This window comes from Nitratireductor sp. XY-223 (assembly GCF_004959855.1).
Taxonomy (GTDB): Bacteria; Pseudomonadota; Alphaproteobacteria; order Rhizobiales; family Rhizobiaceae; genus Hoeflea_A.
Map to the genome: position 1 here is coordinate 473,240 of NZ_SPNT01000001.1, position 17,667 is coordinate 490,906.

Consider the following 17,667-nt stretch of genomic DNA (forward strand, 5'->3'; position numbering starts at 1 on the left):
TGCGTCAATCGAACGAATAGGGGATCGTGTCACGGCTGTTCGGATCGACCGACAACCGCCGTTTGAGCGGCGGCACGGCCCGCTGGTGACAATCGGTCCGCTCGCAGATGCGGCACGATATGCCGATCGGCTCGAAGGCCGTATTGCTCTCAAGGTCGAGATCGTCGGCATAGACCAGCGCACCGGCGTGCTTGATCTCGCAGCCGAAGGCGAGCGCGTAGCGCTGGACCGGATCGCGGAATCCACCGCCGGGCTTGGTCACCGCCGTTGCCAGACACAGATAACGCACGCCATCGGGTGTCTCGGCGAGCTGCCTGAGGATGCGCGCCGAGGTCGCGAAGGCGTTGTGGACGTTCCAGAGCGGGCAGGCGGAGCCGAAGCGGGCGAATTGCAGCTTCGTCGCGCTGTGGCGCTTGGTGATGTTGCCGGCCTGGTCGACCCGGGCGAAGAAGAATGGAATCCCCTTGTTTCCGGGGCGTTGCAGGGTGCTCAGGCGGTGCGCGACCTGCTCGATGCTGGCGCCGAAACGATCGGCCAGGAGCTCCAGGTCGTGGCGCAGCTCTCCGGATGAGGCCAGGAATTCGCCGTAAGGCAACAGGGCGCTGCCGGCGAAATAGTTGGCAAGGCCGATGCGGCACACGGAGGCCGCGTCTCCGGTGCGGAAGCCGGCCTTGTCGATGATCGCCGTCATGGTTTCGGCATGTTCCAGAAGCCCGATCTGATGCGCCAACTGGAAGGCGTGCGTGGACGGCGGCGCCTTCGGGTTGACGGACAGGACCCGCGAGACCGGGTCGTAGCGCCGGATCGCCCCGGCACCCGTCGCCGCGCCGCCGATGGCGACGCGGACCCGGTGATTGCGTTCCAGGTGGTCGGCCAGGGTTCGGACCCGGTTGCGGGTGGCGCCGCGCAGATCGCCGGCCAGCTTTTCTGCCGCGATATCAAGCTCGTGGACGTAATTGTCGAGGTAATGGAAGAAATCGCGAACCTCCTCGTAAGGGGTCGGCTCGTTCAGTCCGCCCGACCGTTCCAGCGTATCGTCGAGCTCGGCCAGTTGCTCGCCGGCCCGCCGCAGTGCCTGGTGCATGGCGAGGAACGCCCGCGCGACGGAAGGCGTGTTCTGGGTCACCAGCTTCAGATCCTGGGCCGAGGGCTGCTGGCCCTTGAACAGCGGATCGGCGATCGCCTCGGCCATATCGGCGAGCAGCCGGTCGCTGTCGTTTTCCGAAAGGCTGGCAATATCGACGGCGAAATTCTCCGCCAGCGCCAGCAGGACCGGCGCGGTGACGTGGCGCTGGTTGTTCTCGATCTGGTTGAGATAGCTGGTCGATATGCCGAGATTTTTGGCGAAGACCGCCTGAGTCTGGCCGTTTTCCTCGCGGATCCGGCGGATATTGCGGCCAATGAAGAGCTTGCGTGCGCGCATGTTCGCAACTTTGCAAAATTACGTTTGCAAAATTAGCTAACTCAACTTTGTTGCTATTTCAAGCCTTTTGCCGATTTCCGCAGCGCGGTACATCTGGGCCATCCTTAAGGACCACCACAATATTCCATGGAGGGATCCCATGACACTTTATGCCACCTTGACCGCCGGACGCAGCCATTCGCTGCTGCGCGATTCCCTTATCGTCGTTCTCGCCTCCATCCTTCTTGCCCTTTCGGCCAAGGCCGCCGTGCCGTTCTATCCGGTGCCGATGACGATGCAGACGCTCGTTGTGGTCGGTCTCGGCCTGGCGCTTGGATCAAGGCTCGCGGTGCTTTCCGTCCTGCTTTATCTCGTCGAGGGTGCGGCCGGCCTTCCCGTCTTCTCCGGAACGCCGGAAAAGGGCATCGGGATTGCCTACATGATGGGGCCGACGGGCGGCTTCCTGATCGGTTTCGTGCTTGCTGCGGGTCTCACGGGCTGGCTTGCCGAGCGCGGGTGGGACCGCAACGTGGTCCTGGCCTTCATCGCGGCGCTTGCCGGATCGGCCATCCTCTACGTTCCCGGACTGTTGTGGCTCGGCGGTGTCGTCGGCTGGGACAAGCCGGTTCTCGCCTGGGGCCTCTTTCCTTTCATCCTCGGTGACCTGACCAAGGCCGCGCTCGCCGCGCTGATCTTCCCGGCGGCGTGGAAGTTCCTGCAATCGCGCGGAGCGGTCTGATGCTCGAGGTGCTTGAGCAATTGGAGGAAAAGCGCCGCGAGGCGCATCTCGGCGGCGGCCAGAGGCGCATCGACGCGCAGCACGCCAAGGGCAAGCTGACGGCGCGCGAGCGGCTCGAGGTGCTGCTCGACGAGGGTTCCTTCGAAGAATACGACATGTACAAGGCGCACCGCTGCTCCGATTTCGGCATGCAGGACCAGCAGATCGCCGGCGACGGTGTCGTCACCGGGTGGGGCACGATCAACGGCCGCCCGACCTACGTCTTCAGCCAGGATTTCACCGTCTTCGGCGGATCGCTTTCCGAGACCCATGCGGAAAAGATCTGCAAGGTGATGGACCTTGCAATGCAGAACGGCCTGCCGCTGATCGGCCTCAACGATTCCGGCGGCGCGCGCATCCAGGAGGGCGTGGCCTCGCTCGGCGGCTATGCCGAGGTGTTCTGGCGCAATGTGCAGGCCTCCGGTGTCATCCCGCAGATCTCGGTCATCATGGGGCCGTGCGCCGGTGGGGCGGTCTATTCGCCGGCGATGACCGATTTCATCTTCATGGTGAAGGATACGAGCTACATGTTCGTGACCGGCCCGGATGTGGTCAAGACGGTTACCAACGAGGTGGTCACGGCAGAGGAACTGGGCGGCGCCTCGACCCATACGAAGAAATCGTCCGTTGCCGACGGTGCTTTCGAGAACGATGTGGAGGCGCTGCTCGAAGTGCGCCGCATGTTCGACTTCCTGCCCCTGTCAAACCGCGAGAAGCCGCCGGTCAGGCACACGCCCGACACGGCCGATCGCATGGAGACAAGCCTCGACACGCTGGTGCCCGACAATCCGAACAAGCCCTACGACATGCACGAGGTGATCGTTAAAATCGCGGACGAGGGCGAGTTCTTCGAGATCCAACGGGACTTCGCCGGCAACATCCTGTGCGGTTTCGTCCGCCTCGACGGCTCGACCGTCGGCGTCGTCGCCAACCAGCCGATGGTGCTCGCCGGCTGCCTCGACATCGACAGCGCCAAGAAGGCGGGGCGGTTCGTGCGCTTCTGCGATGCCTTCAACATACCGATCCTGACCCTGGTCGACGTCCCGGGCTTCCTGCCCGGAACGGCGCAGGAATATGGCGGCATCATCAAGCACGGCGCCAAGCTGCTTTTTGCCTATGCCGAGGCGACGGTGCCGAAGGTCACGGTGATTACACGCAAGGCCTATGGCGGCGCCTATGACGTCATGGCATCCAAGCATATCCGCGCCGATGTCAACTATGCCTGGCCGACGGCCGAGATCGCGGTGATGGGCGCCAAGGGCGCGACCGAGATCCTCTACCGGTCTGAACTGGACGATCCGGACAAGATCGCCCGGCGCACCAAGGATTACGAGGACCGCTTCGCCAATCCCTTCGTCGCCGCGCAGCGCGGTTTCATCGACGAGGTGATCATGCCGCACTCGACGCGGCGGCGGGTGCTTCGGGCATTCGAGCTTCTGAAGACAAAGCAGGCTGAAGCACCGGCCAAGAAACACGACAACATTCCGCTTTAGGGGACGGCAGATGTTCAAGAAAATCCTGGTCGCCAATCGCGGGGAAATCGCCTGCCGCGTCTTCAAGACGGCCAAGCGCATGGGCATTGCCACCGTTGCCGTCTATTCGGAGGCCGACCGCAACGCGCTGCATGTCGAGATGGCCGACGAGGCCGTCTTCATCGGCCCGCCGGCGGCGGCGGAAAGCTATCTGGTCATCGACAAGATCGTCGAGGCGTGCAAGCAGACCGGCGCCGAGGCCGTGCATCCGGGCTACGGCTTCCTGTCGGAACGCGCCGAGTTCGCCGAGCGGCTGGCCGCCGAGGGCATCGCCTTCATCGGACCGCCGAAGGGGGCCATCGAGGCGATGGGGGACAAGATCACCTCCAAAAAGATCGCCGCCGAGGCGGGGGTCTCGACCGTTCCCGGCGTCATGGGGCTGATCGACGATGCCGATCACGCGGTGCGCATCGCCACGGAGATCGGCTATCCGGTGATGATCAAGGCGAGCGCCGGCGGCGGCGGCAAGGGCATGCGTATCGCCTGGAACGACGAAGAGGCGCGGGAGGGCTATGACCGCTCGAAGTCCGAGGCCGCCTCCAGCTTTGGCGACGACCGTATCTTCATCGAGAAATTCGTCACCGAGCCGCGCCACATCGAGATCCAGGTCCTGGCCGACACGAAGGGCAACTGCATCTATTTGGGCGAACGCGAATGCTCCATCCAGCGGCGTAACCAGAAGGTCATCGAGGAGGCGCCGTCGCCGTTCCTCGACCGGGAAACCCGCAAGGCGATGGGCGAGCAGGCGGTGGCCCTCGCCAGGGCGGTCGACTACGCCAGCGCCGGCACCGTCGAGTTCATCGTCGACAAGGACCGCAATTTCTATTTCCTCGAAATGAACACGCGTCTGCAGGTGGAGCATCCCGTTACCGAGCTGATCACCGGCGTCGACCTGGTCGAGCAGATGATCCGGGTCGCCGCCGGCGAGACGCTCGGTATCGGCCAGGACGATATCAAGCTCAACGGCTGGGCCGTGGAAAGCCGGCTCTATGCCGAGGACCCGTATCGCAATTTCCTGCCGTCGATCGGCCGGCTGACCCGCTACCGCCCGCCCGCGGAGGGGGCCGGCGCGGACGGCCACATCGTGCGCAACGATACCGGCGTCTTCGAAGGCGGTGAGATCTCCATGTTCTACGATCCGATGATCGCCAAGCTGTGCACCTGGGCGCCGGACCGGAACATGGCCGTCGAACGTATGGCCGACGCGCTCGACCATTTCGAGGTTGAGGGGATCGGGCACAACATCCCGTTCCTGTCGGCGGTCATGGATCATGATCGCTTCCGCTCCGGCAACATCACGACCGCCTTTATCGCCGAGGAATATCCCGAGGGCTTTCACGGCGTGGAGGCCGACTGCCAGACGGCGGCGGATCTTTGCGCCGTTGCCGCGGTCCTCGACGCGATCGAGGCCGAACGCCGGGCGAGAACCGCAAGCGACCGCTTTGCGGAGGACGGCGCGTCGGAGACAACGGAAAAAACCGCCCGCATGGAACGGGAAAACACCCCGGTACGGATCCGGCGCGAGGGCGATGAATACGCCGTGACAGTCGGCGAAAAGAGCCCGATGCGCCTGAAGACCGACTGGCAACCGGGCGAGACACTGTGCCAGGTCGGGATCGACGGTGCGGCCGCCGCCTTCAAGGTCGATCCGGTTCCGGGCGGTTACCGCCTGCGTCACCGGGGTGTCGACCGGACCGTACAGGTGCTTTCAGGCCGTGTGGCCGAATTGGCCGCGCTGATGCCTGAAAAACTGCCGCCGGACACGTCGAAGATGCTGCTGTGCCCGATGCCGGGTCTCGTCGTTGCGCTGCACGTGGAGGAGGGCGCCGAGGTCGAGGAGGGCCAGTCGCTGGCCATCGTCGAAGCAATGAAGATGGAGAATGTCCTCAGGGCGGAGCGGCCGGGAAAGGTCGCGAAGATACCGGTTTCCGTGGGCGACAGCCTCGCGGTTGACGCGGTGATCATGGAGTTCGAAGCGTGAGCGATGGCCCTGAACATCTGACCCTGGCCCGGCACGGCTACCTCGTCGGCCGCGAGGTCGGCCGTCTTGCCTATGGGTGCTGGCGCCTGCCGGAAACGCCGCAGGAGGCGCTTGCCGGCAAGATCGACGCGGCGCTGGAGGTGGGTGCCAATATCATCGACACCGCTGCCGTGTACGGCGCCGGCGAGGCCGAGCGTATGCTCGGTGCGCTGCTTGCCGAGCGCTCTTCGCTTCGCGACGAGATCGTGCTTGTGACCAAGGGCGGCATCACGCCGCCGGTTCCCTACGATTCGACCAAGCGCCATCTGATCGCCTCCTGCGAGGCCTCGCTCACGCGCCTCAACTGCGAAGCAGTCGATGTCTTCCTGATCCACCGGCCGGATTTCCTGACCGGCGCGGCCGAGGTTGCCGAAGCAGTGGCCGAGATTGTCGCCAGCGGCAAGGCCCGCTCGGTGGGTGTCTCCAACTATACGCTGGAACAGACGCGCGCCCTGCAATCCTTCCTCGACATTCCGCTTGTCGTCACGCAGCCCGAATTCTCAGCCCTGCATACCGATCCGCTCGATGACGGTACGCTCGATTATGCGCAAGGCGCTTCCATTCTTCCCCTGGCCTGGTCGCCGCTGGCGGGCGGGTCACTGGCGACCGGCCGGGTGCCGGACAGGGCGGATCTCCGCGCTACAGGGCTGGTCGCCGTTCTCGAGCGGATCGCGAAGGACAACGGATCGACGCGGGAATGCGTCGCGCTTGCCTGGCTGCTCGCCCATCCGGCGGGCGTCGTTCCCATTATCGGTACCCAGTCGCCCGAGCGCATACGGGCGGCCGCCGGTGCCTTCGAAATCAAGATGAGCCGCCGCGACTGGTATGAAATCCTGGAAGCCAGCCGCGGCGCGCCGATGCCGTGAGGACGAACCCATGACGAAGACAGATCGCGACTGGATCGAGCTCGCAACGAGGGAGCTGAAAGGCAATCCGCCGTCGAGCCTGAACTGGGAAACGCCGGAGGGCATCACCATCAAGCCGCTCTACGGTGCCGGCGACCTGCCGCCCGCCACCGCGGGCGAGCATCCGGGCTTCGCGCCCTTCACACGGGGCATCCGAGCGACCATGTATGCCGGGCGTCCCTGGACGATCCGCCAGTATGCCGGGTTCTCGACGGCCGAGGAATCCAACGCGTTTTATCGCAAGAACCTCGCCGGCGGGCAGAAGGGCCTGTCGGTCGCCTTCGATCTCGCCACCCATCGCGGCTATGATTCCGATCATCCGCGGGTGGTCGGCGATGTCGGCAAGGCGGGTGTGGCGATCGATTCCGTCGAGGACATGAAAATCCTGTTCGACGGCATTCCGCTCGATCAGATGTCGGTTTCGATGACCATGAACGGCGCGGTCATTCCAGTGCTGGCGATGTTCATCGTTGCCGGCGAGGAGCAGGGCGTCGAGCGTTCGGCGCTCTCCGGCACGATCCAGAACGACATCCTCAAGGAATTCATGGTGCGCAACACCTATATCTACCCGCCGGAATCATCGATGCGGATCGTTGCGGACATTATTGAATTCACGGCGCGCGAGATGCCGAAGTTCAACTCGATATCGATCTCCGGCTACCACATGCAGGAGGCCGGTTCGACGCTTGCCCAGGAGCTTGCCTATACGTTGGCCGACGGCATGGAATATGTCCGCGCGGCGATGAGCAAGGGCCTTGACGTGGACGCCTTCGCCGGGCGGCTTTCGTTCTTCTTCTGCATCGGCATGAACTTCTTCATGGAAGCCGCCAAGCTGCGCGCCGCGCGGCAGCTCTGGGCCCGGATCATGACCGATTTCGGTGCCAAGTCGGAGCGCTCGAAGATGCTGCGCACCCATTGCCAGACGTCAGGCGTTTCGCTGACCGAGCAGGATCCCTACAACAACATCGTGCGTACGGCCTTCGAGGCGATGGCCGCGGCGCTCGGCGGCACGCAGTCGCTGCACACCAATTCCTTCGACGAGGCGATCGCGCTGCCGACCGAATTCTCCGCGCGTATCGCCCGCAATACGCAACTTATCCTGCAGCACGAGACCGGCGTGACGAACGTCGTCGATCCGCTTGGCGGATCCTATTATGTCGAGGCGCTGACGAAGGAACTGGCCGACGAGGCCTGGCGGATGATCGAGGAGGTCGAAAGCCTCGGCGGCATGACGAAGGCGGTGGAGCAGGGCCTGCCCAAGATGCGCATCGAGGAAGCCGCCGCCCGCCGGCAGGCGCGGATCGACAAGGGCGAGGACGTCATTGTCGGCGTCAACCGTTTCCGCCTCGAAGACGAGCCGAAGGTCGATATCCTCGAGATCGACAACGCCAAGGTGCGTGACGCGCAGATCGCGCGGCTCAAGAAAATCCGCGAGACGCGCGATGACAAGGCGTATGACGCGGCAATCAACACCCTGGAGGAGGTGGCCGCGTCCGGAGAGGGGAACCTTTTGGCCGCCGCCGTGGAAGCCGCGCGGGCGCGGGCCAGCCTCGGCGAGATCTCCGACGCAATGGAGCGCGCCTTCAATCGGCACAAGGCGACCACGCGGGTGATTTCCGGCGTCTACGGCGAGGCCTACAAGGGCGATGCGCAATATGAGCTGATCCAGAAGAAGATCGCCGACTACCAAAAGGAGCGCAGACGGGAGCCGCGCATCCTGGTCGCCAAGATGGGCCAGGACGGCCATGACCGCGGCGCCAAGGTCATTGCGACCGCCTTTGCCGATATGGGCTTTGACGTGGAGCTGTCGGACATGTTCGAGACGCCGCCGGAAGTCGCCTCCAAGGCGATCGCCGGCGATGTCGACGTGATCGGCGTTTCGTCGCTCGCGGCCGGCCACCGCACGCTGGTGCCGGAACTCATTGGCGAGCTGAAGGCGGCGGGCCGCGAAGATATCATTGTGATTTGCGGCGGTGTTATTCCCGAGCAGGATTACGACTTCCTGCAGGATGCGGGCGTCACGGCGATCTTTGGTCCGGGATCCAACGTGCTGGACGCGGCGAATGTCGTGCTGGCCGAAGTCGCGGGCATGCGGCGCAACCGCTAGATCCACCGAACAGGCAATCAACAGGATCCGCCCGGACCTCCGGGCGGCCGGCAAAATGCGGCCATGGCGGCCGGGGAGGACATTAATGAAGATCGGATTTATCGGGCTCGGCAACATGGGTGCGCCAATGGCAAAGAACCTGGCCGTGGCGGGACACCAGGTCATCGGGTTTGACGCCGCCGGTGTCGGCGTTGAAGGGGTGGAAACAGCGGCAACCGCTGCGGAAGCCGCAAGGGGCAGGGACGCGGTGATCACCATGCTGCCGAACGGCGCGGTTCTTCGTTCCGTCTACGACGAAATCGTTCCGCACGGTCAGCGCGGCGCCGTGTTTGTCGACTGCTCGACCGTCGATGTCGAGAGCGCACGCGCTGCTCATGAACAGGCCGCAAAGGCCGGCCTTCTGTCGGTTGACGCACCCGTTTCGGGCGGTATCGCAGGTGCCGCCGGCGGAACGCTTACCTTCATGGCGGGCGGTTCGCCCGAAAGCGTCGCGGCGGCTGGAGCGCTGTTCGAGATCATGGGCCAGAAAGCCGTTCATTGCGGCGATCCGGGTGCCGGCCAGGCGGCAAAGATCTGCAACAACATGATCCTCGGAATATCCATGATCGGCGTCTGCGAGGCGTTTGCGCTTGGCGACAAGCTGAATCTCGACAGGCAAAGCCTCTTTGAGGTGGTTTCCACGTCGTCGGGCGCCTGCTGGTCGGTCAACCAATACTGTCCCGCGCCGGGCGTCGGCCCTGAAAGTCCGGCGGATAATGACTACAAGCCCGGCTTTGCGGCCGAATTGATGTTGAAGGATCTGTTGTTGAGCCAGCGTGCCGCCGCTTCCGCGGACGCGGCGACACCGATGGGCAGTCTGGCCAGCGCTCTCTACCAGACCTTTGTCGATTCGGGTGGAAGAGGGCAGGATTTTTCCGCCATATTGCTGGATCTGGCCGCGCAGGGGCATGATAACCACTGATCACGCAACCTCCGGCGTGTTATGAATTTGTTGTAGAATCATACTTGTATTCCATCCTACAGTTGAATTCGGCGGCAGCACCTTCCATGCTGCGCAGACCAGCGGCTTGAGGAGAGCGGAATATTGCAGAACAAGCGCCTACCGCTATACGTGCTGATCGGCGGAGCCGCCGGGATACTTATCGGCCTTTTCAGCCCGCTGCTCGCGGCAATCGTCGCGCCGGTCGGGGATATCTACATCCGGCTCATGGAAGTCGTGGTGCTTCCCTATCTGATCTCGTCTCTGATCCTGGGTCTCGGACAATTGGCACCGGCCACGGCGCGCAAGCTCTTTCAAAAGAGCTGGGCCATCTACCTCGCCCTCTGGGCCATGACGTTCACCGTTCTGTTGTTCGCGGCGCTGACGGTGCCGCTCGTGCGGCAGGCGGCTGTCGTCGATTTCTCGAGCGGCCTCACCGCACCTGTCAATCAAGGCTCGACGCTGATCGATCTGCTGGTTCCCGACAATTTCTTCCAGGCACTGAGCAACAACTACATCCCGTCGATCGTGCTGATGGGGCTCATCTTCGGGATCGCGGTGCAGCAAAGCAAGAAACCGACCGAACTGCTCGACATGCTCTCGGTGGTCCGCCAGGCCTGCATCCGCATCTGGGAGTGGGTCGTCCTGCTCGCGCCGACCGGCGTGTGCGCGCTTTTCGCCAGTTCCATCAGCTCGATGGATCCCGAGGGTTATGCGGCGATGTCGATCTACATCCTCGTCGTCGTCTTGTGTGCGCTGCTGCTCAGCCTGTGGATCCTGCCGATGATGCTGACGGCCTTCCTGCCAATGAAATACTGGGAGCTGATGTCGGAGCTCAAAGATGCGTTCCTCATTGCGATGGTCACGTCGCTGTCGGTTGCGTCGCTGCCGATGATCCAGAGAGCGACGCAGAACATGGCGGAAAAATACTGCGATTCCCAGGAGGAGACGGAACAGAAGGAAATCATACAGACGACGCTGTCGGTCAGCTATCCGCTGGCGCAGATCGGCAATTTCTTCATCCTGGCGTTTCTCCTCTATGCATCCTTCTATTTCTTCATTCCGCTGACCAGCTGGCATCTGATGGAGCTTCCGATCGTGACGCTGCTTTCGGGCATCGGTTCTCCGACCTCGTCGATCGGCGCAGTTGCCTTCATGGCGAACTGGCTGAACATGCCGTCGGAGACGGCCAATCTCTATGTCGAGACCATGGCGGTCACGCGATATGTCCAGGTGCTTGCCTCCGTTGCCGGATTCGCATTCGTCACCATCCTCGTCACATTCGCGTTCTACGGACGGCTCCGCTTCAACATAAGACGATTTGTCCTGACCATCGCGGTCGCGGCTGTCTGCCTGACGGCGATCCTGTCCCTTGGCCGGCTGAGCGGAACACATATCCAATTGCATTCCGAAACAAACTATCTTGAGATGGGCCTGCCGAAAGAAGTCCAGGCACTCAGCGACGAGAATCTTGTTTCCAGACTGGCCACGGCTGATACGGGGCATGGACAGGCCCCATCGCAGGCCGCATCGACTGACAAAAATGTCGATGTGCTCGAACGCATTCAATCAAACGGCGTGCTTCGTGTCGGCATCAATCCGAATGTCATGCCGTTTGCCTACGAGAACAAAAGGGAGCGGCTGGTCGGCTACGACGTCGAAATGATGTACCGTTTCGCGCAGAGCATGAGCGTGCAGGTCGTGTTTGTGCCCTATGACTGGCAGTCGATGACCAACAACCTGTCCGAAAACAAATTCGATATCGCGATTGGCGGGCTTTATATCACCAACAGCAGGCTGGATTCGGTCACCGTCAGCGATCCCTACTATGAAAATCCGCTGGCACTGATCGTACGCACGGACCAGATCAATGATTTCGCGTCGCGCGACAAGATAAATGCAATCGAGAACCTGACGATCGCCGTGTTCGACGATCCTGTGCTCATTCCGACGGCCAAACGCGCCTTTCCATCTGCAAATATCAAGGTCCTGCCCAACTACGACAAGCTGGCGGAAGAAACGGATGTCGACGCTGCTATCTGGACGCTTGAGCAGGCACGCGCCTGGGCGATTTCGCATGACGGCTACTCGACGGCCGTGCCGCGTCACATCGCGACCCGGTTCCTTTTCGCCTATCTGATGCCGCCCGACGCGCCGGGCCTTGCGGATTATCTGAACTACTGGATGCGATTGCAGAAGGACAATGGCGTTTTGGCCGACATGACGAAGCGGTGGATCGATCCGGCGGCCACCGATACATCGCGGTAGGCGGTCTCTCGTGCAGACCCGGGCCGGAGGCGTCGAAACCGCACCGACATGCCCGCGGCAACTATTGGACTTTCCGGAAATGGCGACCATCTTTAGCGTATGACTGTACATCCCGACTCGAAATCGCTGGGTTACCGGCTCGCCGTCGCGCCGCTTTCCGGTGAAACCGTCGCAAGTTGCGGCGATCATGTTCTGGCCGCAAGCCAGGGCGCGAAACTCATGCACGAGACCCGGCTGCCCTCCGTCGTCTACTTCCCGCAAAAGGACGTGAAGGCGAAACTGCTCCTGACCAGCGATCACCGCACATTCTGTCCGTTCAAGGGCACGGCAACCTACTGGGACGTCGAAGTGGGCGGCCGTATCTATGAGAACGGCGCCTGGTCATACAAAAACGCCATCCCCGAGGCGCGTGACATCGAGGGTATGGTCAGCTTCATGCCGAATGTGCTTGGTTCCGTCGATATCAAGGACGCGGACGCCGGACCCATCGACTACGGCAACATCTCCGGCCCGACCATCGACTGGATCATGCGCGAGGCGTGGCTTTGCGGCTCGCCCGAGGAACTCACCGAGGCAATCGCGCGCAAGTTCAACGAGGACGGCATCGCCGTCTCCCGGATGAGCGTGATGATCTGGTCCCTGCATCCGATGATCGCCGGGCGGAACTATGTCTGGTCGAAGAGAGACGGCAAGGTAAACACCTATACGCCGTCCTATGACCTCTATAATCATCCGAGCTACGTCAACAGCCCGCTCAGGCACGTCGCGAACGGCCTTGGCGGCGTGCGCCAGAACCTCCTCAGCGAGGAGGCGGAGTTCAGCTTTCCGATCATGGAGGATCTGAAAGCGGACGGCGGGACCGACTATGTGGCCATGCCGCTGCCGTTCTCCAACGGCCAGATCAACGTCATGACAATGACCAGCGACCATCCGGACGGCTTTACCACGTCCAACCTCGGTCTGGTGTTCGAGTGCTCTTCCGTGATCAGCCGGCTCTATGAGGTGTTCACGCTGCGCGACAATGCGTCTTCGCTGCTTGAAACCTATCTCGGCAAAGGCACGGGCGCACGGGTGCTCGGTGGCGAGATACGGCGCGGCGACGGCGACGAAATCGACGCGGCGATCCTGTTCTGCGACCTGCGCGGCTCTTCGCGCCTTGAAGGGGAGATGGGACGGCAGGATTACCTGGATCTGCTCAACCAGTTTTTCGAGGTGACGACGGATATCGTCCATGAATTCGGCGGCGAGGTGCTGAAATTCATCGGTGACGCCGTGCTTGCGATCTTCCCGGCCGGCGACGATCCGGCCAATGCCTGCCGTCAGGCGCTGTCGGCGGCGCTGGCGATGGACCGCGACGTCAACATGGGACTGGGGGAATCGGACGAGCGGATTCGATGTGCCATCGGCCTTGCCTTCGGCAATGTCACCTATGGCAATGTCGGCTCGGAGCAGCGTCTCGACTTCACGGTTATCGGCTCCGCCGCCAATGTCGCGGCGCGGCTCGGCGATCTCGGAAAACAGCTCGGTCACCGGGTCGTCACGACACAGGCGATCGCGGACGGCCACCATGACCGGATGCAGTCGCTCGGCGAATTCGAGCTGCGCAACGTGTCCGATCAGGTCGAGGCTTTCGCACCGGCGGCTGACATTCATGCAATATCGGGCTGACGCTGGCTTGCGATACCGCTAAAAAGCAAGCCGGACCGATCGGATTGCACCCATGCCGCGTTTTTCAGCCAATATCTCGATGATGTTCGACGAACACCGCTTCCTGGAGCGCTTTGCCGCGGCACGCGATGCAGGGTTCGAGGCCGTGGAGTTCATGTTTCCATACGCCTATCCGGTCGCCTCGCTCAGGCAGGCCGTCCAAGATAGTGGGCTTTCCATCAGCGTCTTCAACCTGCCGCCGGGCGACTGGGAGCGGGGCGAGCGCGGCTTGGCCTGCGATCCCGGGCGCGGGACCGAATTCCGTGCATCCGTCGACACAGCGATCCGCTATGCTGAGGCGACGGGTGCGAAACGGCTTCATGTTATGGCCGGGAACCGGGGCAAGATCTCTTTCGGTGTGGCACGCTCGACCTTTCTGGAAAACCTGCGGTTTGCCGCCGACCGCCTGGGAGAGGCGGGGCTCGAGATGACCATCGAACCGATCAACCAGCGCGACATGCCCGGCTATTTCCTGTCATCGACAGAGCTCGCCGCCGATATACTAGCCGAACTGGATAGTACGAATGCCGGCCTGCAGTTCGATGTCTATCACCACCAGATCATGCACGGCGATGTCCTGCACAGCCTCGAACGCCACATGCCGCTGATCCGGCATATCCAGATCGCCGGCGTTCCGGACCGTCACGAGCCGGACGAGGGCGAGTTGAACTATCCACGCGTTTTCCAAAAGATCGATGCGCTTGGCTATGACGGCTGGGTTGGCTGCGAATACCGTCCACGGGCCGGAACGACCGCAGGGCTTGGCTGGATGGGTGACTAGTGACGCAGGCGCTCCGGACCGGCCCGGAGCGTGCGGTAGTCGCTCGGCGCGTGGCCGAAATGCGTGCGAAACAGTTTCGAGAAGTGCTGGAAGTTGTAAAAGCCCCACCGCATGGCGATTTCGCTGATCGACTGGCCGGAATACCGCGGATCCGCCAGATCCTGCGCCGCCCGCTGCAGCCTTGCCGACCGGATGAAACCGGCGACGGAGGTGCCTTCCTTGGAAAAGAGCTCGTTTAGCCGCCGCACCGACAGTCCGACCGAAGCCGCGACTGAATTGCGGTCCATGGCAGGATCGGTCAGGTTGGCCTGTATGTAGCTGCGCGCGCGCAGCAATATGTGCTGTTCGGGCAGCGACATCTCGACCTTGCTGTCGTCAAGGGATGCCAGTCCGGTGGCGATCAGGTCGATGAGGACGTCCTGGACGACGCTCTGCATCACTTCGCCGCCATCGGAGATCAGCCGCGAGAAATTGACGATGTTCTCGCCGACGAGGCGGCCGACCTCGCTGCTGCCGCTGATGCGCCTTCCCGTCAGCATATCGGCGTTTGGCAAACGGGCGAGCAGCCGGTTCTTCGGCAGTTGCACCACCATCTGGCTGAAATTGTCGGTGAGTGTGAGCTGGTAGGGATCCGTGCTGCTGTAAAGCGCAAGGTCCCCCGGCTCGAGCTCGGCGACATGGCCGTTCTGGGCGACGAAGGAAATCTCCTTCATCTGCATGCTGAGCAGGAAATACTCGTCATCGGCGCGGGCGATGTCCTTCCTGCGCCGGTAGACTTCGTGCGCCATGCCATAGACATTCGAAATGGACAGATTGGGATAGTGCTCGACCCCGATGCCGCCGGAAAAATCCTCCCGGTCGCCGCCTTCGCAGCCCAGTTGGACATAGGCTTCGCACACCGCCTCGCGCCAGTAGGAAAAGCGTTCGTGCGGCCGAACGTCTCTTGTCCGGTAGTGGTGAGCCAAGTCCGATTGTCCTCCCGACGAAGCGTCTTTGCGCACGTTTTTTCGCAATTATAGACGTTTTTCCGCTCAAATTGACAAGTTTTTCCGCCCATACGCCAAAGCCGAGCCACGCGGGCCGGTGCGATACTTCCTCCAGTGTCAATGCAAAGCGACGGGAGGAGTGTCATGTCGCAACCGTTCAAAGTGGCGGCCGTGCAGGCCGCGCCGGCGTTCCTGGATCTCGACAAAGCGGTGGAGAAGGCGATCGCCCTCATCGACGAGGCCGGTTCCAAGGACGTCAAGCTGATCGCCTTTCCCGAAACCTGGATTCCGGGCTATCCGTGGTGGATCTGGCTCGGCGCCCCGGCCTGGGGCATGCAGTTCGTCGGGCGGTACTTCGACAACTCGATCGAGGCCGGCAGCGAGCACGAAGAGGCGCTTCGCGAAGCCGCGCGGCGTAACGGCACGCAAGTTGTCCTGGGCGTTTCGGAACGCGCCGGCGGCAGCCTCTACATGGGTCAGTGGATCATCGGATCGGACGGCGAAATCATCGCCCGGCGCCGCAAGCTCAAGCCGACCCATGTGGAACGCACCGTGTTCGGCGAGGGCGACGGCAGCGATATCACCGTCCACGACACGGAAATCGGCCGTGTCGGCGCGCTGTGCTGCTGGGAACACCTGCAGCCGCTGACCAAATATGCGATGTATTCGCAGCACGAGCAGATCCATATCGCGTCCTGGCCCAGCTTCAGCCTTTACCGCGGCGCGGCCTACGCACTCGGGCCGGAACTCAACACATCGGCGAGCCAGATGTATGCGGCGGAAGGCCAGTGCTTCGTCATTGCGTCCTCGGCCACCGTCTCCCAGGAGATGTACGAACTCCTGTGCGATACGCCCGACAAGCAGCAATTTCTGCAGCCCGGCGGCGGCTTTGCCCGCATTTTCGGTCCGGACGGCGCGCCCATCGGCGAGCCGCTCGGTGAGAACGAAGAGGGGCTCCTGATCGCCGAAATCGACCTCGCGGCCATCGCCTATGCCAAGGCGGCCGCCGATCCGGTCGGTCACTATTCACGGCCCGACGTGCTCAGGCTGATGTTCAACCGCCGCGCCAATCCGCCGGTGATGGCCTTCGAGGAAGGCACCAAGCTGGCCGCGGAGATCGAAGAGGGCGTCAGCGCGGCCGAGGCGGAGGATGTCAAGGATGCAGCAGAATAACTCCCAGGACGCCCGGACGTATCCCTTGCGGATGCCTCCGGGCTGGAACCCGCCGGTGCCGGCCTGGATGTCGGTCTTCGACGAGGGCGTCCATTCCGTTTCCATGTCGGTGATCGGTTGCCAGCACAACGAAGACCAGGACGTAGCGGGCTTCCTGAGCGATCTGAAGCAGGCGGCCACAGGCGCGGATATCGTCGACTTCGCCCGCAGTTCCGATGCGGACGGCAGGCAGCAGACGGTCGGGATCCTCTATTGGCTAAATCCTGAAGACTCGGCCCGGTGGGCGGGGTCGGACCGTTTCGGCGCTTTCTGGAGCAAGCATGCCGAGGCCGGCGAACACGGTGTCTTCCGCGAGATGGTGAACATACCGCTGGAGCGATCCGAGACGCTGTTTTCCGGACCGGAGCACGATCACGGCATGAGCCAGAAGCGCGTCTCCCTCGAAGGGCCGGTGGACCGTCACATGTACTGGGGCGGGATGCGCGACCGCATACCGCTGTCTGCGGACGATGCCCTGGAGGCGGGCGGGCCGATCCGCGTCGTCGAGGAGGATGGCGAGCGCATATCCGTCGAAGCGCACGAGAACCTGTGCATCATCCGCTCGGGCCAGGACTGGACCCTGACCGAAGGCGTCCAGCGCGAGGAATATCTCGAGCAGATCGAGCCTGTCCTGGATGCGGGCATGCGTTTCCTCCGGGACAACGGCGCCGAGGTCGGCTGCTATTCCTGCCGCTACATGCGCGAGCTGGATGACGGCTTTGCCGATGCCGAACGCAGTTTCGGGCTCGCCTATTTCCGTACCATGGCGGATCTCGAGGCCTGGGCCGAGCACCACCCGACGCATCTGGCGATCTTCAACAAGTTCCTGGAAATCGCACCGAAATACGGACCGGCGCTGCAGTTGCGGCTCTGGCACGAGGTGTCGGTTCTGCCCGCCGGCAGGCAGGTGGCAGAGTATGTGCGTTGCAGCCCGGGCACCGGGTTTCTCGGAGGAATCGCCATGCAGGCGGCTGAGCCTGCCTGATGCGC

The 17,667-nt window shown here is 62.8% G+C and carries 13 protein-coding genes; 11 read left to right on the forward strand and 2 right to left on the reverse strand.

What is annotated here, in order from left to right; all coding sequences use genetic code 11:
* Positions 1–4: 4 nt before the first annotated feature.
* Positions 5–1,423, reverse strand: a complete 1,419-nt coding sequence (locus tag E4M07_RS02095) for a helix-turn-helix transcriptional regulator (RefSeq protein ID WP_136656626.1) — start codon at positions 1,421–1,423, stop codon at positions 5–7.
* Between the two features lie 139 nt (positions 1,424–1,562).
* On the opposite strand from E4M07_RS02095, the gene E4M07_RS02100 reads away from it, so the two are divergent.
* From E4M07_RS02100 to otnI, 9 genes are all read left to right on the forward strand, one after another.
* Complete coding sequence (locus E4M07_RS02100; RefSeq protein ID WP_136656627.1) at positions 1,563–2,141, forward strand: biotin transporter BioY; 579 nt, start codon at positions 1,563–1,565, stop codon at positions 2,139–2,141.
* On the forward strand, positions 2,141–3,673 hold the full coding sequence (locus E4M07_RS02105; RefSeq protein ID WP_136656628.1) for an acyl-CoA carboxylase subunit beta: 1,533 nt from the start codon (positions 2,141–2,143) through the stop codon (positions 3,671–3,673). Before E4M07_RS02100 ends, E4M07_RS02105 begins: the two co-directional genes overlap by 1 nt.
* Before the next feature lie 10 nt (positions 3,674–3,683).
* Positions 3,684–5,693 carry an acetyl/propionyl/methylcrotonyl-CoA carboxylase subunit alpha gene (locus tag E4M07_RS02110; RefSeq protein ID WP_136656629.1) on the forward strand — a complete coding sequence of 670 codons (2,010 nt, stop codon included), beginning with the start codon at positions 3,684–3,686 and terminating at the stop codon, positions 5,691–5,693.
* Complete coding sequence (locus tag E4M07_RS02115) at positions 5,690–6,598, forward strand: aldo/keto reductase (protein WP_206057157.1); 909 nt, start codon at positions 5,690–5,692, stop codon at positions 6,596–6,598. Before E4M07_RS02110 ends, E4M07_RS02115 begins: the two co-directional genes overlap by 4 nt.
* 10 nt (positions 6,599–6,608) lie before the next feature.
* The gene (gene scpA / locus E4M07_RS02120) at positions 6,609–8,744 is read left to right on the forward strand and encodes a methylmalonyl-CoA mutase (protein ID WP_136656630.1); all 2,136 of its coding nucleotides are present in this window, start codon (positions 6,609–6,611) and stop codon (positions 8,742–8,744) included.
* 85 nt (positions 8,745–8,829) lie between these two features.
* Positions 8,830–9,705, forward strand: a complete 876-nt coding sequence (mmsB, locus tag E4M07_RS02125) for a 3-hydroxyisobutyrate dehydrogenase (RefSeq protein WP_136656631.1) — start codon at positions 8,830–8,832, stop codon at positions 9,703–9,705.
* Positions 9,706–9,828: 123 nt separating this feature from the next.
* Positions 9,829–11,991 (forward strand): cation:dicarboxylase symporter family transporter, encoded by a 2,163-nt coding sequence (locus E4M07_RS02130; protein WP_136656632.1) that lies wholly within the window; start codon positions 9,829–9,831, stop codon positions 11,989–11,991.
* A gap of 99 nt (positions 11,992–12,090) precedes the next feature.
* Positions 12,091–13,659, forward strand: coding sequence for a DUF427 domain-containing protein (locus tag E4M07_RS02135; protein WP_136656633.1), 1,569 nt, complete (start codon positions 12,091–12,093; stop codon positions 13,657–13,659).
* Between the two features lie 52 nt (positions 13,660–13,711).
* A complete protein-coding gene (otnI, locus tag E4M07_RS02140) occupies positions 13,712–14,479 on the forward strand; it encodes a 2-oxo-tetronate isomerase (protein ID WP_136656634.1) in 768 nt (255 codons plus the stop codon).
* Here the strand turns inward: otnI and E4M07_RS02145 are convergent.
* Positions 14,476–15,444, reverse strand: a complete 969-nt coding sequence (locus tag E4M07_RS02145; protein WP_169054053.1) for a helix-turn-helix domain-containing protein — start codon at positions 15,442–15,444, stop codon at positions 14,476–14,478. The two genes, otnI and E4M07_RS02145, sit on opposite strands and share 4 nt — an antisense overlap.
* A 165-nt stretch (positions 15,445–15,609) precedes the next feature.
* Here E4M07_RS02145 and E4M07_RS02150 point away from each other — a divergent pair, with 165 nt between their 5' ends.
* Both E4M07_RS02150 and E4M07_RS02155 read left to right on the forward strand, forming a co-directional pair.
* Positions 15,610–16,638, forward strand: coding sequence for a carbon-nitrogen hydrolase family protein (locus E4M07_RS02150; protein ID WP_136656636.1), 1,029 nt, complete (start codon positions 15,610–15,612; stop codon positions 16,636–16,638).
* Positions 16,625–17,662, forward strand: coding sequence for a phenylacetaldoxime dehydratase family protein (locus tag E4M07_RS02155; RefSeq protein WP_136656637.1), 1,038 nt, complete (start codon positions 16,625–16,627; stop codon positions 17,660–17,662). Before E4M07_RS02150 ends, E4M07_RS02155 begins: the two co-directional genes overlap by 14 nt.
* The last annotated feature ends 5 nt before the right edge of the window (positions 17,663–17,667 follow it).